The sequence below is a fragment of the Sphingobacterium siyangense genome (genome assembly GCF_023277505.1).
Lineage (GTDB): Bacteria > Bacteroidota > Bacteroidia > Sphingobacteriales > Sphingobacteriaceae > Sphingobacterium > Sphingobacterium siyangense.
The window spans coordinates 1,157,151-1,179,121 of the sequence record NZ_CP080574.1; the positions used below are offsets into that span (position 1 = coordinate 1,157,151).

Consider the following 21,971-nt stretch of genomic DNA (forward strand, 5'->3'; position numbering starts at 1 on the left):
TATTATTTATTTTATTACTCTATTCGTCTCTTAAAATTTTTGTAGGGTTGACCATTGCCGCTTTGAGCGAAACTGAACCGGCTGTAAGAACAACCAATAAAATAGTTGTTATCGCCGCTAATAAGAAAACCCAAGGATCTATTGATGTGCGGTAAACATAATTGTCAAGCCACTTGGAAATAATCAGCCAGGAAATCGGAAAAGCAATAAGGAAGGACACGATCACTGGGATCATATAATCTCTACCGATCATCATAACAATATCCTGTTTCGATGCACCTAGGGTTTTACGGATTCCAATTTCTTTCAGTTTAGATTCTGTGCTGAACAATACAAGCCCGGATAATCCGATACATGAAAGTAAAATGGTTATAGCGGCAAATAACTGAACAAGTTTTCCATGGATAATATCCTTTTTATACATTTTATCAAAAGATTCATCCATAAAGGCATAATTGAAGGTTGATTGGGGGTTGTATTTGTTCCATAGCTTTTGGACGGCAGCAAGCGCTTGTTCTTCATGTCCTGGGCTGGTCTTGATATACATTCCGCCAAGTGCATAACCCATACCGGAAAAAAAGATGCAAGGTTTTATAGCTGTTTTTAGGTCATTAAAATTAAAATCCTTCATGACGCCCACAATGGTCAGTCTTTTTCCCTGAAAAGTAATGGTTTTACCAATGGGATTTTTTAAGCCCATTTGTTTAATTGCAGTTTCATTCAGTAGTGCATGACTGCTATCGGAAGGAGTTTTTGTAAAACCAGCTCCTTCGGCTAATTTAATGTCTAAAACAGAAGTGAAGTTTGGATCAATAGCAACGCGTCTAATGAAAAAATTAGACTGCAGTTGGTCTTTCCCATCCCAATTAATATCGGCGGTTTCAGATCCGATGTTACTGATGTCGTTGCTGGCGGCGGTAACTCCTAAAATACCCTGTTGACGCTGCAGTTCGTCTCGGATTGCTTCGTAATGCGTCAAGAAGTTTTTCTGTTCAAATAAAAAGATATTTTCTTTGTTGTATCCTAAATCCTTGTGGCGCATATAGCGCAACTGTTTCTCAAAAATAAAAGTAGTGATAATCAGTATGACCGTGCAGCAGAATTGTAGGACAACAAGTCCTTTTCGTAGATTATTTTTGTTGCCAAATAATGTGCTGTTATTTTTTAGCTGGCTCAACACCTTGTTGCTTGAGAAAAGTATAGCAGGGTAGATTCCTGCAATTAATACGGTTGTTATAAAGGTGAGTAGAAAGATAAACCACAGTTCGGACGAAAGAAGGCTGAATTGAATGTTTTTTTCAGCGAGCACATTAAAAAATGGAATGGCTAGATAAGCGAGTAGGGTAGCAATACCTAATGAAATCAAAAACAGCACCGCAGACTCGGTCAGATATTGAAGAAAAAGATGACTTCTCTTAGCGCCAATAATTTTACGAATACTGATTTCCCTTATTCTTTTTGTAACTCGGGCCGTAACCAAATTGACGTAATTAATACAGGCAACGAGTAAGATAACAAAGGCAATGACTGCAAATATATAAACGGACTGCATACCGCTATCCTCACCTTTAGGGGTATATAGATTTGTTTGTGTTATTTTCTGTAGGAAGAATGCAAATTTGGTATACAGCGGATTTCCTTGAAAATTGTCTTTTTGAATGGCGGTAAGCTGCTGTGCCACCTGATCCGGATCGGCCCCTGGCTTTAGCAAAAAATAAATGTAATATTGAAAATTGCCCCATTTTTCATCCAGAGGCTCTTTGGATAGACTGGCCAGTAGTTCAAATGGTAATAGATAATCAGCCTTAATGGAACTATTGCTAGGGAAGTCTTTGATGACTGCTGTAATTAGAAAAGGCTGTTTACCAGTTTTCAGAATAGGGTCAACTTCTAAAGAGAGCGTTTGTCCTAATGGGTTTTCATTTTTAAAATATTTATTGGCAATCTTTTCTGTAATAACGATCGATTGTTTTCCTTGGAATAACTTTTCGGGAGTCAATGATTCTGTACTAGCATCGAATACGCTGTTAAAGGTACTGTCAACATACACCCCATGTTCGCTGGCCATCAGTTCATCTTTATTGAACTGTATGTCCTGCCCAGCACTTATGCGGCAAGCCTCTTGTATTGCGGGAATTTTTAATTTTCCATATAGTGCAATTGGCGGTGGTGCAGCATGAACGAATTGGTCATTTTCCTTATCGAAGTTTGTTGACAGTTCATAGACTCGATTCGCATTATTGAAGACTTTATTAAAGGACAATTCGTCCGTAATCCAAAGGGCAATGACAATAACCACTGCTAGACTAATACTTAGTCCAGCAATATTCAGAAGTGTAAACTTCTTGTTTGTAAGCAAGGAACGAATTCCAGTTTTGATCACGTTCTTTATCATTGTCCTTCTGTTATTTGCATAGTGGCTATTGAAAGGACTGCATGCATTGTCTTTTCAATAGCCGCTATGCGATTTTTATTTTTTAATATTCAGCTCCTGTACCTTGTCATACGTTTCGTAGCTTGATACAATAACTTTATCTCCAGGTTGTAGACCTTTGATGACCTCATAATATTCCGGATTCTGTCTTCCTAGTTGGATATCCACACGATACGCTGTGCTTCCATTTTTATCCAATTTGAAGATCCAATTACCACCGGTCTGTTGATAGAATCCTCCTTTTGCCAGTAATAATGCTTTTGTCTCGTCACTTAACGCTAAACGTATCTGCAAAGTTTGTCCACGACGAATCCCTTTTGGAACATCATTGATAAATTCCATGTCAACCTGGAAGCGTCCATTGGTAACTTGTGTATAGACTTTCTTGATACGGAGTTTGTAGGTTTTTTCACCGATAGAAAATTCACCTTGTAGATCTGGGAAAATACGGTTGATATAATGTTCGTCAATATCAGCACGCACTTTGAATCCTGTCAAAACATCGATTTGTCCCAATCGTTCTCCTGCATTTTTGTTTTGTCCGATTTCTGCATCGAAAGCTGTCAATTGTCCGTCAACAGGCGCTCTAACGATCAGATCACCAATTTTTCTTTTCATCAGTTCCAATGCACTCTGTGTACGTTGATAAGTTTGCTTATCCTGATTAGTTTTTTGCGCATTGGAGATTTCGTCCTGTTTTAGGATCTGTTTGGTCAAGTTGACCCGCTCTTTTTGATAGTTGTATTCGTTCTTTGATTTTTCGAACTCTTGTGTGCCAATGGCTTTCTCAGCGAGTAATTTTTTATTGAGGTTATAGACACGTTCTGCTTCTCTATAGGCTTGTTCTACATCAGCCATTTGGTTGCGGTTGTTAATCGATGCTTGTTGTGCATTGGTCTGCGCTATTTGGGACTGTGTCAATAGATTCAGCACTTGTGTTTCTTGTTGTACCAAGGTAAGCTCCTGATCGGTATTGGAAAGACGCATGATTGCATCCCCTTTTTTTAAGATAGCGCCATCTTCTACAAACTTTTCTTCTACACGTCCACCGACAGAAGCGTCGAGGTATATGCTGCTAATAGGAAGCACAGTGCCATTTATAGGGATAAATTCCTGAAAGTTTCCATTTTTTATTTCGACGATAGAGATGCGGTCAGCTTCAACATTCAGTTTGCTTTTGCCGGAGGTAAAATAGAAACTGGCGCTGATCAATCCAACTAAGCCAGCAACCCCCACAATAGTCATGATACGTTTGCTATTCCACTTCTTCTTTTCTAAAGGTCTGTCCATAATTTAATATCAATTTTGTATGTAACTATGAAAGCTGTGCCAAGAATGTAAATTATTGATTGATAGGTTCTTGTTTTGTTTAGTTTTAAGCTTGGTGTTCGATAGCGGACACTTCTTGTACGAAGGCGTACAACTGGAAGTTTTTTGCTGTTTTGGGCGTCAACTGAAGCACTTTTAGCAAATATAAGCTAACTGCCGTGAAGCACATTAGTTCCGGTGGGGCAAAGGTTACTCTGTTGGGGTAACTTAGGTAAGAGGTAGGTCGCTATATTGACCGATCGGTCCTAAAGGTTGGTAAAAATGGTCTGTTAAAATTTAGGATTTAACTATATTACTTTCGTTATTTACTCGACCCTTGTTCGGTGCTTAGTCGGAGCTTGTTCGGTACTTCTTCGGTGCTTCTTCGGTTGTGACCGAAAAAAGTCCGAACAAGCTCCGACTGATATCCATTGAATGGAAGAATAACTATCGAACTTGATTTGAATTATTCTGCTATTTATACAGTTTGTCTTTGCTATTGTCCAACTACGCACACCGACTGTTCATTAATGAACATTTTTGAAAATATGTTTTTTGTATCTATTTGATAGTTAGTGTTTTTGTTGTTTGGCATGGCGATGGTCAGCAAGAAAATAAAAAATGGATATGAAGAGAGTCTATATATATAGTACATTATGCTTTTTATTGAGTTATGCCAAGGCAGGGGCGCAACAGACGGAGCAGCGACTAACGGAAAGAGTGGCTGGCACAGCAACAATTGCAGCGGTCGACGATAAACAAATTACCAAGCGGAGCTTAGCTGAGTGTATTCAGTTGGCAATAAAGGCCAATCCAACCTTATTGCAGAATGAACTCGATGTGAGACGTGCGGAGGTGAATTTAGCACAGGCTAAAGCGAATAGACTTCCCGATGTTGATGCAAGCCTACAACATAGCCTAACATCAGGAAGATCTCAGGATAATTCGACCCTTCAATATATTTCATCCAACAACTCAACAGGAAATTTTTCTTTGGGCGCAAGCCTTCCAATATTTAGAGGGTTCCGTTTATTTCACGATATCCGGATGCGTGCTGATGCAAAGACTGCCGGTAAATTGACTTTTGATACGCAGATTAATGCGTTAAAACTGGACGTTATTACCGCTTATATCCAAAGCTTAACTGCTCAGGATATATTGCGGCAATCAGAAATGCAGACTGAAGTAACCCGAGAACAGGTCAGACGTGCGGAGAGTATGCATAAGGAAGGTGCAATTAATCCTGGGGATTACTTTGATCTGAAAGGACAACTGGCAAATGATGTCAACACGATTGAAAATAATCGTCAGTTACTATACAGTAGCCGCGTGAAGCTTGCTGCCTTACTAAATATGGATGAAAATCAATTGGGCGAATTGGATAACCTCGGAATAAAAGAAAGCGGGCAACGACTGGATGCGAAACAGCTCTATGAAATGGCCGTTGATCAATTGCCCGATATACAGGCGCTGGATTATCGGATCAAAGTGGCGGAGCGGGATATTAAGATTGCAAAATCATACTATTATCCGTCATTGAGTCTGAGCGCTGGTTTAGGGTCAAATTATTCTAAATTGGGAATTCAGGGAACGTATTGGTCACAAATGCGTAATAACGTAGGAAAGTATATTTCTCTCAATCTTTCTGTTCCGATTTTTAATCATTTGCAAGTTTATAACAACGTCCGCTTGGCAAAATTAGATCTGCAGACGGCTAGATTTCAAAAAGAGATCCAACAAAATGTTTTGCGGTCGGCGACGTCCAATGCGGTTTTTAACTTGCAGAATGCAAGTAACATGATTACACAATTACGTAGTCAAAATGAAAACTACGCGGAATCTTTTCGTATTGCCAAGGTAGTTTTCGAATTGGGAAACAGTAATTCAGTGATTTTTTTGACCGCAAAAAATAAATTCGATAACAGCCAGATTCAATTGGTCGTCAAACAGTATGAATGGCTGCTGCAAAAATATATCAATGATTATTACGCAGGCTCGTTGAATTTATAGTTATCTTAGTATCTTCAATGAAGTCAGGAAGTATGAAAAAAGCATCTATTTTAGTCGTTGATGATGACCAGGACTTATTAACTGCGGCAAGAATCTTGCTTAAACCTAAAGTTAGTCATATTCAAGTTGAACCCAATCCGGAGAATCTAATAGCACATCTGGAGAAGACACCTTATGATCTGGTGCTTTTAGATATGAATTTTAAAAGTACGATTAATACCGGTAATGAGGGATTATATTGGTTGTCCCGGATCAAAGAAAAGTTTCCACAGGTACATGTCATTATGATTACCGCTTATGGAGCTGTTGATCTCGCTGTAAAATCGCTGAAACAGGGAGCATCGGATTTTGTCGTGAAACCTTGGGAAAATGAGCAATTATTGGCAACGATAGAAAGCGCTCTTGCCGAATCAAAAAATAAAGAAAAGAAAAGTAAAAGTTCCTTGCTCAGTAGTGGGAGCAGTCCTGATTTGATTGGTAATTCCATTGTTATGGACGAATTGCAATATAAATTGGAGAAAATTGCCCCCACAGATGCGAATATATTAATATTAGGTGAAAATGGGACCGGGAAAGACCTGATTGCTCAAGCCATTCAGCGAAGATCCTTACGTTCAGATCGGACTTATGTTAAGGTTGATGTCGGGGCGCTGACAGAAACGTTATTTGAAAGTGAGCTTTTCGGTTATAAGAAGGGCGCATTTACAGATGCACGTGAAGACCGCCAAGGTCGATTCGAAGCTGCAAATGGGGGAACATTGTTCCTCGATGAAATTGGTAATATCTCTTTGCAGCAACAAGCCAAACTGTTAACCGTACTGCAGAATAGACAGGTTACACCGTTGGGTTCCTATCAACCAATATCGGTGGATATACGCTTGATCTCAGCAACCAATGTGCCATTGAAACAGCTTGCAGATGAAAGCCGTTTTCGAAAAGACTTAATTTATCGGATCAATACCGTTGAAATTCAGGTACCGCCCTTACGTGAACGAGGAGAGGATATCAAGCTATTGGCTAATCATTTTCTCGATATTTATTCGAAGAAATACAATAAGCGGATTGAAGGCTTTGAACCAGATGCGGTAAAAAAAATGTGCGCATATCATTTTCCCGGCAACGTCCGAGAACTCCAATACAGCATCGAGCGTGCTGTTATTATGGCTGATCAGCTCAGTATAGCTGGAAATGATCTTTTTTTCTCGCCAATAGAACAACAAATAGATAACCGCGTTGTCGAATCCAGTCCCAGCAGTCAAAATCTGGAAGAATTGGAACGTAAAGCAATCAAATCGGCGATTGAACGTTATAACGGAAATATCAGTAAAGCTGCAAAAGAATTAGGGCTTACCAGGGCGGCACTTTATAGACGTTTGGAGAAATATGATATTTAGTCGATGAGGCACGGAAAAATCTTAAATGCAATCAAGGTTATCTTACTGCTGGTAGCAGCACTTGTGAGCGCTTATTTGCTACTTAAAAGAGAATATGTACAGGCGGCTTTGATCTTTTGTATGATGCTATACCTGGGTTTTAACCTATATGCACAGTATAATTTTTTGGCCAGGCAGCTGATTGAATTTTCCGAAGCGGTCAAATACCGCGACTTTACCAGACGTTTCTTGGTGAAAAATACAAAGTCAGTGGAAGGGCAGCTTTTTATGGCCTTTAATCAAATCAATGAGACTTATAAGGAGATCAGCATCAAGCAGGAGATTCAGCACCAATACCTGGATCGTGTGATCAATATGCTGAATTCGGCGATTATCTTTTATGAGATGGATAGTGGTAAGGTCATGTGGGTAAATGAGGCTTTCAAACAGCTATTTCATTTGCCCCATCTCGGAAACATCGCAGGGCTGAAGAAAAAGAACAACGATCTTTATGAAAAAACCATGTTGCTTGAAAATGGACAGCAGCAGATGGAGTCCGTTCAGTCAAGTAAAGGAAAAATAAAATTATTGATTCAGAGCTCAAGCTTTGAGACACAGGACGCTTTGTTTCGCATTGTGGTGTACCAAAATATCAACGAAGCAATTGATGAGACTGAGACAAAGGCATGGCATAAATTATTACGTGTACTGACACATGAAATCATGAATTCCATCGCTCCGATCAGCTCACTTGCTGAAACCTTAAACGGTCGTTTGGACCATTTTAAAGGAGCTGAAGATATTGATGATCTAAAAACAGGTATTTCCACCATCAAACGTCGTAGCGAAGGACTTTTACATTTTGCGAAGAGTTATCGTATGATCAATAAAGTCGATCAGCCTCAGCTAGCGCCGATCCAAATTTCGCAGTTATTTGAGCATATCTATCAGCTGCTTGAACCAACCTTGATCCAGAAAAATATTGATGTCGATATTATTCTGAAAAATACACGGCTAATCTTATCTGCCGATGTCAATTTGATCGAGCAGGTTATTATCAACTTAATGTTGAATGCAATAGATGCGGTTAAAAATAGGGAAGAAGCCTATATTAGTTTATCTGCTCTTGAAGTAGACGGAAAGGTGCAGATTCGGATTGAAGATAACGGGGCAGGAATTCCTGCTGATCTTCAGGAGCAGATCTTTACACCATTTTTTACAACGAAGAAGACGGGTACAGGGGTCGGCCTTACCCTGAGCAAACAGATTATGCTTTTGCACAAGGGAACTATTTTCCTCAATAGTACAGAAGGCGAGGGGAGTGTTTTTGTGCTTCAGTTTTAGGAGGGCATTCCTGCAAACTAAAACCTAATGTTCCATGTGAAAAATCATAAAATTTAGCGATGTTTGCAGCGAAATGAACTACATGCTTAAGTATTGGCGACATTATTTTGTATCCCATAGTCGCCATGGGACCCATTCTCCTTTTGTTTATAAATTGGTAGACGAAGTAATTTATCAAAAGACATCCAAAGCGAGCGTTTCAGAATTACCACAAACTATTCAAAACGAGAGCAAGGTAGAACAGAAAAAGTATGCATTAATCGATCGATTATTAAGGACATTTGCTTACGACAATTTTAGCTACTGGGCCGATCATCCGCGCGAAAGTTATAGGAGTCTTTTGCACGACCAATGTGGACGTTATGCGTACCGACATATTTATTATATTGACCAGGACGATCTTGACCTGAATTTTTTGGAAAATATTGGGGATCGAGATCTATTAATTATAAACGAGCCCCATTTATCAGTGAAAAGGGAAGTCTATTGGAATAAGCTGAAGGAGGATGATCATAGTGTAGTTACGATAGATCTATACCGAATTGGGTTGGTTTACTTTAGAAAAGGACAGCGAAAAGAGAATTTTCTGATTCGATTTTAGCCTTCTGTTCCGATCTAGCCTTCTGTTCCGACCTCTTTTTGAATGTCGATGGTCAGTCATCTACAGCGTTCCGTTGGGCATCAACTATTTTAGCTGAAGTTGAGGGAATTGGAGAGGAGGGGAAAAAGGAAAAGGTGGATGTCATTAGGCAAGAATAAACAAGAGCATCCATGCCTATATGGATGCTCTTGTTTATTAAAAAGCTTCACTTAGGGACAGATAGAAACCCGACTGTCGTTTTTCTCCGGGTCTTTGTTCACCAAAAGAATAATCAAAGCGTATGCTGCTATTGTGTTCGAGACTAAAGAAGTAGCGTAAACCACCACCATAACTTGCGACATATCGACTGCTATTTTCCTTGGAAAAGGTCGATCCGAGTCCTGAAAATCCAACGATGCCAAAGCGTGGATGAAAGCGATAACGCAGTTCAGCCTGTGAGGCAAGATAATTCTTGTCCCGGTAACGTCCGAGGTAATAACCGCGCATCATCATGTCTCCACCGAGCTCACGGTAGTTGTAAAATGGGACGGTTTTTCCAAATGTGGAACGAAAGATTCCTTGCAGGGCCAGCGTGACTTGGTTGTGCAGGGGAATAAAGCCACGGAGATCTACATCGAGGTTTGCCCCCGTAAAATCAGTACTTGTCCATAACTTTGGAGCATAGGCCAGCCGCAATTTAGCATAATACCCCTTTGTTGTATAAGAAACGTTGTCCCTATTGTCAAACAATTGCGAAAGACCTATGAGTAGCTGTTGTCCGCCATGCTTTCCAATAAGATCGGAATGATTGAAAATGCGATCGGCACTGTCGCTACGAATGGTGAAGTTATCGTATTGAATGTTGATACCCGAATACAGGTTGTTGCTGATTTTTTTCTCGGCTTCGAGTTTGACGCGAAATAATTTTTGATCAATGCGTTCTTCATCGGCTTTCCAAGTGTCCATACCGACGCCATAATAGTTAAAGGGCCAATTACGGTAGCGTATTTCACTAATCAGATGGTAGTCGTTGTTTTTAGTCCAAAGATCGGTCTGTAGTTTGAAGTTGGACTGACTATTGGATGTAAAGGTTCCCATGACCGTGACGGTGGAGGTGCGGATTTTGGGATCAGATTTGTCCAGATAAAAATTATACGCGCTCGCCAGGCCGTATTCAACTCCCGTTTCCTGCGCATAACCAACGGCCGGTAAAATCATAAAACTACCGGAACGTGTCGAATCTCTTTCAGCGGAAAGAAATTTTTTACTCAATTTTTGAATAATATTTTGAGCTTTCAATTCGGCCGATCCCATTAAAAGTACCGTAAATAGTACGGAGTATCGGGTAAGTTTTGAAAGTGATTGCGGTAAAATTTGCATGCCCAAAGATAGTATATTAGCCAAATAACCAAAACAGGTAAATATGGAACCAAAAATTATTGTGCTGCATATCAGTATAATTGCCAAAAACTGTCTTTTTTTTTTGACAAATATTTTTGTAAAGTGAGTTTTGTGTCTATCTTTGCATCAGCAAACAAGGGAACAACGGTTCAAAACAACAAAAGTTTGCTTAGTTCTTTAAATGAAAAAAAATAAAAAATAAACTTGCAGAAATCAAAAGTAAATTCGATATTTGCACTCGCTGAAAAGGTAGAAATGCTTGGTCAGACGTTGATAGATTGTAAGTTTAAATAAAGATATTAGAAGCCTCTTTAGCTCAGCTGGTAGAGCAACTGACTTGTAATCAGTAGGTCATTGGTTCGATTCCGATAAGAGGCTCTAAATGTAACGAAAGTTACAGGTCTGGAGGGGTTCCAGAGCGGTCAAATGGGACGGACTGTAAATCCGTTGCTTCGGCTTCGAAGGTTCGAATCCTTCTCCCTCCACACTTTATTTTAATTAGGGTGTTAGATTTACTCTAGTTTCTAATTATTAAGCGGAAGTAGCTCAGTTGGTAGAGCGATAGCCTTCCAAGCTATAGGTCGCGAGTTCGAACCTCGTCTTCCGCTCAAATTTTTCAAGTATTAAATTTAGTCTCTATCTTCTTTGATAATAATGTATCTAAAGGTGGGGGCATTAATACGTAAATAAGGTTTTTTAGTAAGCCGAAGTAGCTCAGGGGTAGAGCACTTCCTTGGTAAGGAAGAGGTCGTGGGTTCAAATCCCATCTTTGGCTCGTACTTGTGTAAAAGTTAAGCAAGAGTATATAACAAATAGAAATAATTTATAATTACTAATTCGCATAAACATGGCAAAAGAGAAATTTGACCGTAGTAAACCACACTTAAACATTGGTACTATCGGTCACGTTGACCACGGTAAAACTACAACTACAGCTGCTATCACTAAAGTATTGGCTGATAAAGGTTTGTCAGAAGCTCGTTCATTTGATTCAATTGACTCTGCTCCTGAAGAAAAAGAGCGTGGTATCACAATCAATACTGCACACGTAGAATATTCTACAGCTAACCGTCACTATGCACACGTTGACTGTCCAGGTCACGCTGACTACGTTAAGAACATGGTAACTGGTGCTGCTCAAATGGACGGTGCTATCATCGTAGTTGCTGCGACTGATGGTCCTATGCCTCAAACTCGTGAGCACATCTTGTTGGCTCGCCAAGTAGGTGTTCCTGCGTTAGTAGTATTCATGAACAAAACTGACTTAGTTGATGACCCTGAGTTGTTAGACTTAGTTGAAATGGAAGTTCGTGAGTTATTATCATTCTACGAATTCCCTGGTGATGATATCCCTGTAATCAAAGGTTCTGCTTTAGGTGCATTGAACGGTGAGCCTGAGTGGGTTGAGAAAATCATGGAATTAATGGATGCTGTAGATAACTACATTCCAATTCCTCCACGTTTGACTGACTTACCTTTCTTGATGCCAGTAGAAGACGTATTCTCGATCACAGGTCGTGGTACAGTTGCTACAGGTCGTATCGAAAGAGGTGTAATCAACTCTGGTGATCCAGTTGAGATCTTAGGTATGGGTGCTGAGAACTTGAAATCTACAGTAACAGGTGTTGAGATGTTCCGTAAAATCTTAGATTACGGTGAGGCTGGTGATAACGTAGGTTTATTGTTACGTGGTATTGAGAAAACTGATATCAAACGTGGTATGGTTATCTGTAAACCAGGTTCAGTAACTCCTCACGATCATTTCAAAGCTGAGGTTTACGTATTGTCAAAAGCTGAAGGTGGTCGTCACACTCCATTCTTCAACAAATACCGTCCTCAATTCTATTTCCGTACAACTGACGTAACTGGAGAGATCTCTTTACCAGAAGGTACTGAAATGGTTATGCCAGGTGATAACGTTACAATCAGCGTGAAATTAATTTCTGCTATTGCGATGGAAAAAGGTCTACGTTTCGCTATCCGTGAGGGTGGTCGTACAGTAGGTGCTGGTCAGGTAACTGAAATTATCTAGTCTTTAATAAAGATTTAGAATCACATAGAATAAGCTAATCGACTGAGGTTGATTAGCTTATTTTTTCGATAAGCGATTTATCGGATTAGAATAAAAAAAAGTGAAAAAAGATTTGCAGAAAGTGGTTTAAAACACTATATTTGCATCACAAAATAAGAAATACACGGGCATAGTTTAAAGGTAGAACGAAGGTCTCCAAAACCTTTGGTCTGGGTTCGAGTCCTGGTGCCCGTGCTTATAAAAACAGATAAACTAAAATGGCAAAAGTACTTGATTTTTTTAAAGACTCTTATGTAGAGATCACTGAGAAAGTGACTTGGCCTACATGGTCTCAGTTACAAAGTTCAGCTGTTATTGTGCTTGTTGCGTCTCTTCTTATTGCATTGGTTGTCTTTGTAATGGATAAAGCTTCAAGCGTAGGGTTAGAATTCTTGTACGGTATTGCTTCTTAATTTTTCAATCGTATTTATTTATGGCAGATCAAGGTTTAAAGTGGTACGTAGTTCGTGCTGTAAGTGGTAAAGAAAAGAAAGTAAAGCAATATATTGATGCCGAAGTTAGCCGTTTAGGTATTGAGCACTTGATTCCTCAGGTGTTGATTCCAATGGAAAAATACTACTTGATGCGCGATGGTAAGAAAGTTGCTAAAGAACGTAACTACTATCCTGGTTATGTTTTATTAGAAGCAGCTCTTGACGGTGAGTTAGAGCACATCATCAAAAATATCAATAGTGTAATTGGTTTCTTGGGCGATAAAGCTGGTAACGCGGTTCCTTTGCGCCAAGCAGAAGTAAATCGTATCCTAGGTAAAGTGGATGAAATGGCCGAGCAAGGTGAAACCATTAACGTTCCTTACTATGTGGGTGAAACAGTGAAAGTCAACGACGGTCCTTTCAACGGATTTACCGGAGAAATCGAAGAAGTCCACGAAGATAAAAAGAAATTAATCGTGATGGTGAAAGTCTTCGGTCGTAAGACGCCACTTGAACTAAACTACATGCAAGTAGAAAAAGAGTAAGATTAGTAATTAACGATAGAGAAAAGCTTTTCATGAAAATTGGAAGGCTTTTTTTGTATCTTACTACAAATGAAAAGGCCAACTATTTATCTATTCGTATTGGTGTATGTGCTGACATTGCTGAGCTGTGCAAATGTCGAGAAGTACAATCGATTTATTGAAACTCCCCTGGCGGTGGAAGCTATGCAGCAAGACATCAACTATGTTGAGCATAACTTATGGAAAATGCATCCAGACTTGTTTCTATATGTGCGAGAAGATCAGTTAAAGGGTAAGTTCGACAGCCTTCGTAGGGCGATCCGCCAGCCATTATTGCCCAATCAGTTTCAGTTGGCATTAGCATCTGTACTGGCTCAAGTTCGGCAGGGGCATATGACGCTGAGTCCCCTTATTTCCAAATTTGACCCGAAAGGTAAGGATAAAGTCCGTTATCAAAAAAGTAAGGGTCCCTTTTCACAACTGGGATTTCATTGGCAGGAAAATACACTCTATCTCTCAAAAAATGGAACGTTAGATTCAAGTTTGGTAGCAGGCTCTAAAATTCTTTCTATTGAGGGGATACAACCACAAAATCTGTACACAAAATATCGTCCAACCTTTACGTCGGACGGCTATAATACGACATTTATCGATCAGGCTTTTGAGCGTTTATTACCGCGGTATTACCAATTGGAACTGGGGTATAAAGATTCTATTTCGGTTTTGTTTTCTCGCGCCGATAGTACATATCAGCGGACTGTGGTCAGAAGGTTTGACAGTGTCGATACAAAGGCTAAATCAGGGATAAGGGCCTCGGTTGTGAAAAAAGTGAGCCAACCTGATCAGAAGAAAAGTGATCAAAAAAAGCAGCGTAAAATCTTTGGGTATAATGCCAACCTAAAAAGAATGAGTAAACAGCTCTCTTTCCCTGTTAAAGGCGATAGTAGTGTTGCTTTATTGAAAGTGGTTGACTTTTCGTATGGACGTCCAAAAGAAGCCTATAGAAGGATTTTTGATCGGCTGGAGCTTAATTCGGTCCAATACCTGATCTTGGATCTTCGTGGCAATTTGGGTGGACGTTTGTCCGATGTCCGTGAACTATACAGTTACTTAGTGGAAGAGGATAAATTCCAATTTGTTCAGCCGGCAGTTATCACCTCAAAATTCAACTTGCCGTTTTATCAGGTAAAAGGATTGCCGGGCTGGTCTTATCCCATTTTATCACCATTTATTATTCCAAGTGCTGTAGTATCCTGGACAAAGAGCTTCTCCAAAGATGGGATAAATTATACCCACCTTACAGGGAGCAAAGTCGAGAAATCAAAAGGCAGTCGCTATCGCGGTGATTTATTTGTATTGATTGATGGCGGTACTTTTTCTGCTGCGAGTTTAATTGCTACAAATCTAAAAGTTGGGAAGCGGGCTGTGTTTGTGGGCGAGGAGACAGGTGGGGCAGCTAGTGGCACAGTTGCGGGAGTTCTTCCAGTGCTGAAACTTCCAAACTCCCATCTGCGTTGGCGTTTTGGCCTAATGGATGTCAAACCTTATTATCAAGTAAACGAAGCGGGGCGGGGTGTCATGCCGGATATTCCTGTCGTGCGGAGTGTTGATGATGTTATCAAGGGGAAAGATCCAGTATTGGATAAGGTGTTGAAGTCTATTAAAAAATAAGGAGAAGTGTAAGCGGGGGATTAGGCTTTACTTTGAGATCGTTTCCCTTGAAATAAGGCAATTATTTTCTTTAGAACAAGTTTGCTATAATGATAGATTAAGCCAAATATATTCTCTCCTGTTATATCGCTAGCCAAAGCAGGTGGTAAAAGTTCATAGATCGTGATACCAAAATAATCCGCTATTTTGTATACCTGCTCTACCTTTAGCTTCGTCTCATTGCGTTCGATTTTTGAATAGGCAGCCTGTGATATCTCCAAAACGAATGCAACAGCTTCCTGTGATATCCTGAGACTTTCTCTTTTCTGCCTAATAATTGTTCCGATTTCTTCTCTTGCCATTCTTTAAAAACCCAAATTATCGAATGGCCTAATTTAATAAATATAACTTGAAGTTGTGAAGTTTTTCGATGTTAAAACTTCTAGTTATAGTCTATAACCCTAGGTTGTGGTAGCTCAGCCTCTTTTCCATGAATTTTGATAAAAATAAATATTGAGATATCATGGAAAAGAAATTAAAAGAAATTAATGTTAGCGAGTTGGATGCAAATGAAGTGTTGGAGATTGAAGGAGGATCGGAGCGGGAGGGTGAGAAAAATACAAATTGGTTAGAATCCATATGGAATTATCTTAAACCTTAAAATGCGTCTTTCAATTCGATAGCATAGGGGCTCATAATTAGTGCTAATATGGAGCCAAGAACAAATGCGACCAAGTGTAAGGATCTATTTATTTTGGATATTTTGATGAGGGAAAGTAGTACTGATGTTAGTAAAGCATATATCCAATAGTGCGTTGAATTATGAATCCATGGAATGAATAAATGATTCATTTTTTGCAAAGGGAAAAATAGTCCAGAAAAACCGAATAGTCCAAAGGAAAGGCCAGATGAACCCACAGCGGTAAATGTGAAGTCTTTCTTTTTAAAAAGTGTTTGGATGAGATTTGGTAGGATTATAAGAAGGAGAAAAATAAATATAGTAAAGACGTAAGCAATAGTAATTCCGTGTGCTTGATTTAAGACAGCACACATATCATACCCTAATCCAAAAATTACAATACAATTAAACAAGAGGTGAATCCAGTTGCGATGAATCAAAGCCGAGGTAAGCAAAGTATGAATACGCTTACCTCTTGCTATTTCGTAGGGGTGCAGGATCAGTGCATGGAAAAACGATTTATTATAAAATCCAATGATGCTGCATACCAATATAATCGGTACGACAATATAGGAATAGGGGGATTCGGCGAAAGTTGGGAATATATCAAAGAATTTCATTAAACACTATTAATTTGCGTTGTAAGTTAATTAATAAATTTTAAAATACAACCTCAGGTTGTGGTGGATGTAATGGGTAATGCCCAAATTTGTATCGTTGATCAACAGAAGCAGTTGCCGAAAAAGCTTTAAAATAGAGTAGGATTCAATAAATAATTTCTAATTTTATGAAAACAGTGAAAAAAAATTCTCTTGCCTTATTGGCGGTAATATTTACTCTTGTAGGTATTTCTAAGATTGATTTGGTGAAAGCATCAAATGCAGGCGTGAAAGTATGTCCTGGTGATGGCAAAGGTTGCGTTCTTTGGGGTGCAATTGAAAAAGGCGACGGTAGTGGCTTTATTGAAATTGGAAAGGACGACGAATCTCAGGATACACCAGCTGAACCAGGAGCCTAACTCTATTTTATAACAAGTCTTGTAGCTAAGGGCTACAAGGCTGTATTTAATTTAAGCTATTTTTTATGAAAATTATTTTAGTGAAAACTATAAGCACATTATGTGTTATGGTATGTGTATTTTTGTCTATGCATTCCTATGCGGGTACAAACGAGAAAGACCATGCTTCTACCTCCAATGGTGTTAGAATCTGTCCAGGAAGTGGCTCTTCTTGTATTCTGTGGGGTTTGGTTTATAAAGGTTCTGATAATTCTCATGTTGAACCAATGCCAGATGAGGAATCCCAACCAACACCCTCAGACAATCAGTAAAATTTAAGTATATAAATTCATCTAATGAAAATCCAATTGTTAATACCAAGTTTAGTGTTGTTGATTTCCTGTGGTTTAAAATCACCAAGCAGCTTCAATGCACTAGAAAAGCGAAATATTGTTGTTTGTGATGCACTTCAAATTGAAGGGAAGACCATCTACGGTGATTTGCAAAATGATTTGGAGGCTGTACCTTATACTAAATCATTAAAACCTGCAGATTTCGGTGATAAACTGTATCAAATAGCAAGTTCCAGTGTGGAACGGTATTATCTCAAAGAGAGTAATCAACAAGTTCATTATTGGGATGCTGCTAATCTTGAACATCATACAATGGACGTATCTAAAAAGTATCCTTTTGGATTGGTTATAGGACAAGATGAACATAGTATATATTTCTATAATTCATCTACAAAAGGAAAAAGTTTTGGTACGTATAACTTAGTTTCTGAAAAATTGAATATTGTCAATTTTGATGGATATACTGTAATTAGTACAGCCAAGCTCAGCAAGAAACCAGATATTTTGCTATCCACAGGAGTAAAGGATGAAAGATTGGGTTTTTACCTTATTGATACCTTGCAACAAACTCAAACATTGATAAAAGCAATTGAGACTAAAGATCCCGTTAATGGAGACCCTGGTGTCTATGGTGGTAAATTTTATGTATTCCAAGATCGTATACTGTATGTGTTCGATAATCGATCAAGCTTTTATGAATTTGATCAAGACGGAAGATTTGTTCGTGAAATTACCACTATAGATACCTTTGATTTTAAGGGGAAGTCCAATAAGGCATACAATATACAGCTGGAAGGGTTGTATAAAGGTCTAGAAATCTTTGACAATATTTTGTATGTACGGACAAATATTATCAGCACTAAAAATAGTTATATACTTTATGATCGGTATGATCTCGTGGAAGGAAAATATAAAGATAGCTTTAAGCTCAATTTTGATTTTGATATCAGTCAATATTCTTATCCCATCTTCACCAATCATTTAACGGCTGATAAGTTTAGCTTAATATTTGGGGATAAATATAGGTCTGGTCGTTATGCCAAGATTACGTTATTTTTCAAAAAATAACTTTATGAAAAGATATCTTTTATATTTTATTGTATCGGTTATACAATTTGGGCTTTTTGTGTTACTCATGATTTCTGTATATCAAAAGATTAAAAATTTTGAAACTTTCATGGATACATTAGTTGGAACTAATTTGTTTTATGTAAATTCCGTGAAGTATTTTGCGATAGCTGTGATCGTTGCGGAGTTGATTGTTGCTTTCTTCTTATTGGCCTATCGAAAAATAGGATTTTATTTGACTATTCTTCTTTTTGCAGTTTATACCCTCTATATTATTATATTAGAATTATACTATTTTTATCCTTCCTGCGGCTGTGGTGGTATTATGGCGCAATTACCATTCAAGGAACATTTAACTCTTAATCTTATTTATATAATTTTGGCTGCGATTAGTATTCTATTCGTGAAAAAATCAACATATGAAAAAAATATTGTTATCGTTTAGTTTTTGTATATATGCGTTACTTTGTGTTGCGCAAAATCAATATAAGATTACCTATAAAGGAACATTGCTTTCCTCTTCTCTCAATGCGAGATTGGAGCAAGAAGTAAATGATCCAGTGTTTTTGCAAGGATATAAAGATTTGATTGAGGGTTTCGAAGTACAATATGCATTGTATGTTGATGTATCCAAGGGGAGATCAATCCTCTTGGAACAGAAAGAAATTGGATTGGATGGTCCTCCCCCATTCAAACATTTATTCTCTTTTTATGATCAGGCCGGTAACCTATATTTTGAAGATCTATTCCGCGGTAAGCAATTTAAGGTGCGAGACTCGCCGGCAGTATTACAATGGGATGTAAAACAGGAAATAATGAAAGTTGGCAATTTTAATTGCCGTAAAGCAGTCCTTAAGAATGATCCTTTCAATACCGTAGTATGGTTTTGTGAAGATTATCCGATTAGTTTTGGACCCTATATCGGAGCTAAACTTCCGGGTTTGGCAGTTTTGTTGGAGAATGATTACTATGTTATCAAAATCGATAAAATAACAAAAGAGGCATTTTCCAAGAATATCGAAAATCAAATGAATGCAGCTCAGAAAAAGACTGGTATTTCTTACGCCAAGTATAGAGAACAGGTAGCCCCTTTGCTAAAAAAGATGAAAACTGAAAATATTATTGATTAGGACAACAAATGAGGTTTTGGTCGGGTATTTTCTTCATTTTATTCTTCATTTTTTCTTGTTATTGTGCTTCAGCTCAGCTGCTTGATGGTCGTGTAGTTTCCCGAACCAGTGGAGATCCGATTTCAGGAGCAATAATTAGTCTCTATAGTGTACAGGATTCTGATCGTATGCTGCACTATATGACGACGGACGACAAAGGCAGATACCGTTTGCGTGAACATGGATTTCCGTTCATACTAAAGGTGAGATCTATGTCTTTTCAAACTTTTCGAACTAAAGTGAGTAAAGCATCTGATTTTCCTGCAGTGATCATGCTAAGCGATGAGTCTATTCGCATGGATGAAGTATTGGTAAATATGAACAAAGGCTTTGCGTCCTTTAATAATGATACGACGGTCTATAATCTTAAGGCTTTGAATCTTCAAGATAGAGACAATCTGAAAGAGATTTTATTACGGATTCCTGGATTCAAAGTCGATGAAAATTACAAAATCGTGCATGGTGGGAAAGAGATTAATAAAATTCTGATCAATGGTAAAGAAGTCTTCGAGTTTCAAAATAAAATAGCTTTGGAGAACATGGAATCTGGAATGTTAGATCACATAAGAGTGATTGCCAATTATCAGGATCCATTTCGTGTCAATCTTGGCAATGAGCATGAAGAGAAAGTGTTGGATCTAAAGGTGAAAGATAGTTTTACGAATATATTGAAAGGAAATGTGGAAGCATTTCTAGGCTATAAGAATAAGTATAAATTTAAACCCTTTCTCTTTTATTTTGGCGACAATCTTTCTTTGTTTTCGTTGACGAATATCAATAATGTCTTTGATAAGGACTGGTCGAGTGAGGATTATGCAGGCGCAATACGTTCTAACAATGTCGCTTCAAGTTATTATTCCTCTCAGAATAAGAAGGTATTTTATACGAAGGACATTACGCTAAATAATGAATCTAGCTTATTGAATGCGACAATGATTAAAAAGAACACGGAGCGATATTCATTACAAGCGGTTCTGAATTTAAATTATTTGAAGTCCATCCGACTCTCTGAAGAGAATTCCAGATTTTTAGGAAATAATCTTTATGAAAAAAATAGTACGGATAGTTTGCGCGCTAGAATGATCGGTACTATGTTGAATTTCCGATATAAATTGAGTGAAAGTAGTATTGCCAAAAATATCTTTTCCAGTTATCAAGACCGTTTGAAAGGAGAGGGAAGTTACGAATCAATATATCCTCAAACAAAGGAGCTTTTTAATCTCGGAGAGATGACGGAGCAGAGGAGCAATATTTTATCAAATCGTTTGACTTATGAGACCAAGATAAATAATGCCTTAGCCTGGAATATGGGCTGGGACTGGAAAAATGAGATTTCAAGAGATACTTGGCAACTTCAATATTTAGAGACAACGAAAGAGCAGACTAATCGGAATAAACAGAATATTAAATTTTCAAGCAATGAAAGTATATTGCATACTAATTTGAGACAGCTTTTGGGAAAAGTAAATACACTTGTCTATGAATTATCTTATAGTAATATACATAATAGCTTTATTCCTGATAATATTAACCAAGCCAAAACGCGATATATAGCTCGCACAGAAGCAAATTTTAATTTAAAACGCTTTAACCTTCGTAGTACAATAGCCTTGCAGCGTCAAAGAATCGAAGTATTTGATTCTATATCTACTTCTACTTTTTTATTGGCTAACATTAATTTGGATTACTTTTTGGATCGATTTAAGAAAAATCGTTTAATTTTTAATTGGGGAAGAACTACCCAAGCACCTGACGTCAAATCAGGGCTAAGCCAGCGCGTAATCTCTTATGATCAGACAATACTTGGAAACCATCAATTGCTGCATGATATTTATGCAATCAATACAGTAAAGCTCGGCTATTTATATGATTTTCCATTTAAAGGGCAATCTTTTAGAATAAATCTCTATAGACAGCACAGTGAAAAAGCGCTGGTACAATTTATTGATATGACTTTTCCGCTTTTAAGAAATTTGAAATTGGTTCAGGGTTATCGAAATGTAGGGCTAGATGTCTCTTATGCACAAAATCTTTTTAAAGATCAGTTTCCTATGAATGTTTCCTTGCTCTATAACTATCAGAACAACCGCTCTTATCAGTTTTCGGGTGCTGGAGAATCGCAGATTAAGCAGCGGAATCATGGTTATATGCTAAATCTAAATTCTTTTTCCTCAGGAGCGATCAACATTTCTATGACCCTCAAAAACGATTATACACGGTATGGTTATCAAGATGGACTTCTAACGGATCAGAACTCACTAATGATTTTGTTGGGGCCAAAATTTAATCATAAAAGGACGGAATGGAAGACAATGCTTAAATATAGCGTTATAAATAGTGTTGATCAACGGCGCGAGTTTATGGATATAGATCTTTCCTCGGTATATATCATTAGTAAAAAGCTAGAACTGATATTGACTTGTGAAAACATGTTGCAGAATTTAGGTTTTAAAAACAACGCTGTTTTGTCTGTTTTTAATAATCAAAATGGAATTGAAAATTTTCAATCTTTTAAGAATTTAGTTGGATATAGTGCGGTGGGTGTCAAGTACAGATTTTGATGAAAATTTAAAAAT

At 38.1% G+C, this 21,971-nt stretch carries 20 protein-coding genes and 5 tRNA genes; 20 read left to right on the plus strand and 5 right to left on the minus strand.

The features are described from left to right. Positions 1-19: 19 nt before the first annotated feature. Both K2F45_RS04705 and K2F45_RS04710 read right to left on the minus strand, forming a co-directional pair. The gene (locus tag K2F45_RS04705) at positions 20-2,395 is read right to left on the minus strand and encodes an ABC transporter permease (RefSeq protein WP_075991169.1); all 2,376 of its coding nucleotides are present in this window, start codon (positions 2,393-2,395) and stop codon (positions 20-22) included. A gap of 75 nt (positions 2,396-2,470) precedes the next feature. Further along, entirely contained in the window at positions 2,471-3,724 is a 1,254-nt protein-coding gene (locus K2F45_RS04710; protein WP_075991170.1) for an efflux RND transporter periplasmic adaptor subunit, read from the minus strand. Between the two features lie 645 nt (positions 3,725-4,369). Between K2F45_RS04710 and K2F45_RS04715 the strand changes: the two genes are divergently transcribed. The 4 genes from K2F45_RS04715 (at position 4,370) to K2F45_RS04730 (ending at position 9,070) form a co-directional block, all read left to right on the plus strand. Continuing rightward, entirely contained in the window at positions 4,370-5,752 is a 1,383-nt protein-coding gene (locus tag K2F45_RS04715) for a TolC family protein (protein WP_158638948.1), read from the plus strand. 32 nt (positions 5,753-5,784) lie between these two features. After that, positions 5,785-7,146, plus strand: coding sequence for a sigma-54-dependent transcriptional regulator (locus tag K2F45_RS04720; RefSeq protein ID WP_070566332.1), 1,362 nt, complete (start codon positions 5,785-5,787; stop codon positions 7,144-7,146). Positions 7,147-7,149: 3 nt separating this feature from the next. Then, positions 7,150-8,469, plus strand: coding sequence for a sensor histidine kinase (locus K2F45_RS04725; RefSeq protein WP_075991171.1), 1,320 nt, complete (start codon positions 7,150-7,152; stop codon positions 8,467-8,469). A gap of 82 nt (positions 8,470-8,551) precedes the next feature. Beyond that, positions 8,552-9,070 carry a hypothetical protein gene (locus K2F45_RS04730; RefSeq protein WP_075991172.1) on the plus strand — a complete coding sequence of 173 codons (519 nt, stop codon included), beginning with the start codon at positions 8,552-8,554 and terminating at the stop codon, positions 9,068-9,070. A 195-nt stretch (positions 9,071-9,265) separates the two neighbouring features. On the opposite strand, the gene K2F45_RS04735 is transcribed toward K2F45_RS04730, so the two are convergent. After that, positions 9,266-10,429, minus strand: a complete 1,164-nt coding sequence (locus K2F45_RS04735) for a BamA/TamA family outer membrane protein (protein ID WP_075991173.1) — start codon at positions 10,427-10,429, stop codon at positions 9,266-9,268. A gap of 326 nt (positions 10,430-10,755) precedes the next feature. On the opposite strand from K2F45_RS04735, the gene K2F45_RS04740 reads away from it, so the two are divergent. The 9 genes from K2F45_RS04740 (at position 10,756) to K2F45_RS04780 (ending at position 15,150) form a co-directional block, all read left to right on the plus strand. Then, positions 10,756-10,828: transfer RNA gene (locus tag K2F45_RS04740), tRNA-Thr, on the plus strand. Positions 10,829-10,854: 26 nt separating this feature from the next. Then, positions 10,855-10,935, plus strand: a tRNA-Tyr gene (locus K2F45_RS04745). Between the two features lie 50 nt (positions 10,936-10,985). After that, a tRNA-Gly gene (locus K2F45_RS04750) sits at positions 10,986-11,058 on the plus strand. A gap of 95 nt (positions 11,059-11,153) precedes the next feature. Then, positions 11,154-11,225, plus strand: a tRNA-Thr gene (locus K2F45_RS04755). 72 nt (positions 11,226-11,297) lie between these two features. Then, positions 11,298-12,482, plus strand: a complete 1,185-nt coding sequence (tuf, locus tag K2F45_RS04760) for an elongation factor Tu (RefSeq protein WP_075991174.1) — start codon at positions 11,298-11,300, stop codon at positions 12,480-12,482. 163 nt (positions 12,483-12,645) lie between these two features. After that, positions 12,646-12,716 (plus strand) — tRNA-Trp (locus K2F45_RS04765). 23 nt (positions 12,717-12,739) lie between these two features. Continuing rightward, positions 12,740-12,934 (plus strand): preprotein translocase subunit SecE, encoded by a 195-nt coding sequence (secE, locus tag K2F45_RS04770; RefSeq protein ID WP_028072657.1) that lies wholly within the window; start codon positions 12,740-12,742, stop codon positions 12,932-12,934. 20 nt (positions 12,935-12,954) lie between these two features. Further along, positions 12,955-13,500 (plus strand): transcription termination/antitermination protein NusG, encoded by a 546-nt coding sequence (nusG, locus tag K2F45_RS04775; RefSeq protein WP_046672242.1) that lies wholly within the window; start codon positions 12,955-12,957, stop codon positions 13,498-13,500. A gap of 69 nt (positions 13,501-13,569) precedes the next feature. Then, a complete protein-coding gene (locus tag K2F45_RS04780; protein WP_075991175.1) occupies positions 13,570-15,150 on the plus strand; it encodes a S41 family peptidase in 1,581 nt (526 codons plus the stop codon). Positions 15,151-15,170: 20 nt separating this feature from the next. On the opposite strand, the gene K2F45_RS04785 is transcribed toward K2F45_RS04780, so the two are convergent. After that, a complete protein-coding gene (locus K2F45_RS04785) occupies positions 15,171-15,491 on the minus strand; it encodes a helix-turn-helix domain-containing protein (RefSeq protein WP_075991176.1) in 321 nt (106 codons plus the stop codon). A 161-nt stretch (positions 15,492-15,652) separates the two neighbouring features. On the opposite strand from K2F45_RS04785, the gene K2F45_RS04790 reads away from it, so the two are divergent. Then, the gene (locus K2F45_RS04790; RefSeq protein ID WP_157625900.1) at positions 15,653-15,790 is read left to right on the plus strand and encodes a hypothetical protein; all 138 of its coding nucleotides are present in this window, start codon (positions 15,653-15,655) and stop codon (positions 15,788-15,790) included. Here the strand turns inward: K2F45_RS04790 and K2F45_RS04795 are convergent. After that, entirely contained in the window at positions 15,787-16,428 is a 642-nt protein-coding gene (locus K2F45_RS04795) for a rhomboid family intramembrane serine protease (RefSeq protein ID WP_075991177.1), read from the minus strand. The two genes, K2F45_RS04790 and K2F45_RS04795, sit on opposite strands and share 4 nt — an antisense overlap. Before the next feature lie 167 nt (positions 16,429-16,595). Here K2F45_RS04795 and K2F45_RS04800 point away from each other — a divergent pair, with 167 nt between their 5' ends. From K2F45_RS04800 to K2F45_RS04825, 6 genes are all read left to right on the plus strand, one after another. After that, on the plus strand, positions 16,596-16,826 hold the full coding sequence (locus K2F45_RS04800) for a hypothetical protein (protein ID WP_075991178.1): 231 nt from the start codon (positions 16,596-16,598) through the stop codon (positions 16,824-16,826). Positions 16,827-16,906: 80 nt separating this feature from the next. Then, entirely contained in the window at positions 16,907-17,137 is a 231-nt protein-coding gene (locus K2F45_RS04805; RefSeq protein ID WP_145329971.1) for a hypothetical protein, read from the plus strand. Positions 17,138-17,161: 24 nt separating this feature from the next. After that, entirely contained in the window at positions 17,162-18,226 is a 1,065-nt protein-coding gene (locus tag K2F45_RS04810; protein WP_075991180.1) for a hypothetical protein, read from the plus strand. Between the two features lie 4 nt (positions 18,227-18,230). Next, on the plus strand, positions 18,231-18,671 hold the full coding sequence (locus K2F45_RS04815; RefSeq protein WP_157625902.1) for a MauE/DoxX family redox-associated membrane protein: 441 nt from the start codon (positions 18,231-18,233) through the stop codon (positions 18,669-18,671). Next, a complete protein-coding gene (locus tag K2F45_RS04820; protein WP_070566299.1) occupies positions 18,646-19,356 on the plus strand; it encodes a GLPGLI family protein in 711 nt (236 codons plus the stop codon). The genes K2F45_RS04815 and K2F45_RS04820 overlap by 26 nt, the downstream gene beginning before the upstream one ends. 8 nt (positions 19,357-19,364) lie before the next feature. Next, positions 19,365-21,956 carry a peptidase associated/transthyretin-like domain-containing protein gene (locus K2F45_RS04825; protein ID WP_075991182.1) on the plus strand — a complete coding sequence of 864 codons (2,592 nt, stop codon included), beginning with the start codon at positions 19,365-19,367 and terminating at the stop codon, positions 21,954-21,956. Positions 21,957-21,971: the final 15 nt, after the last annotated feature.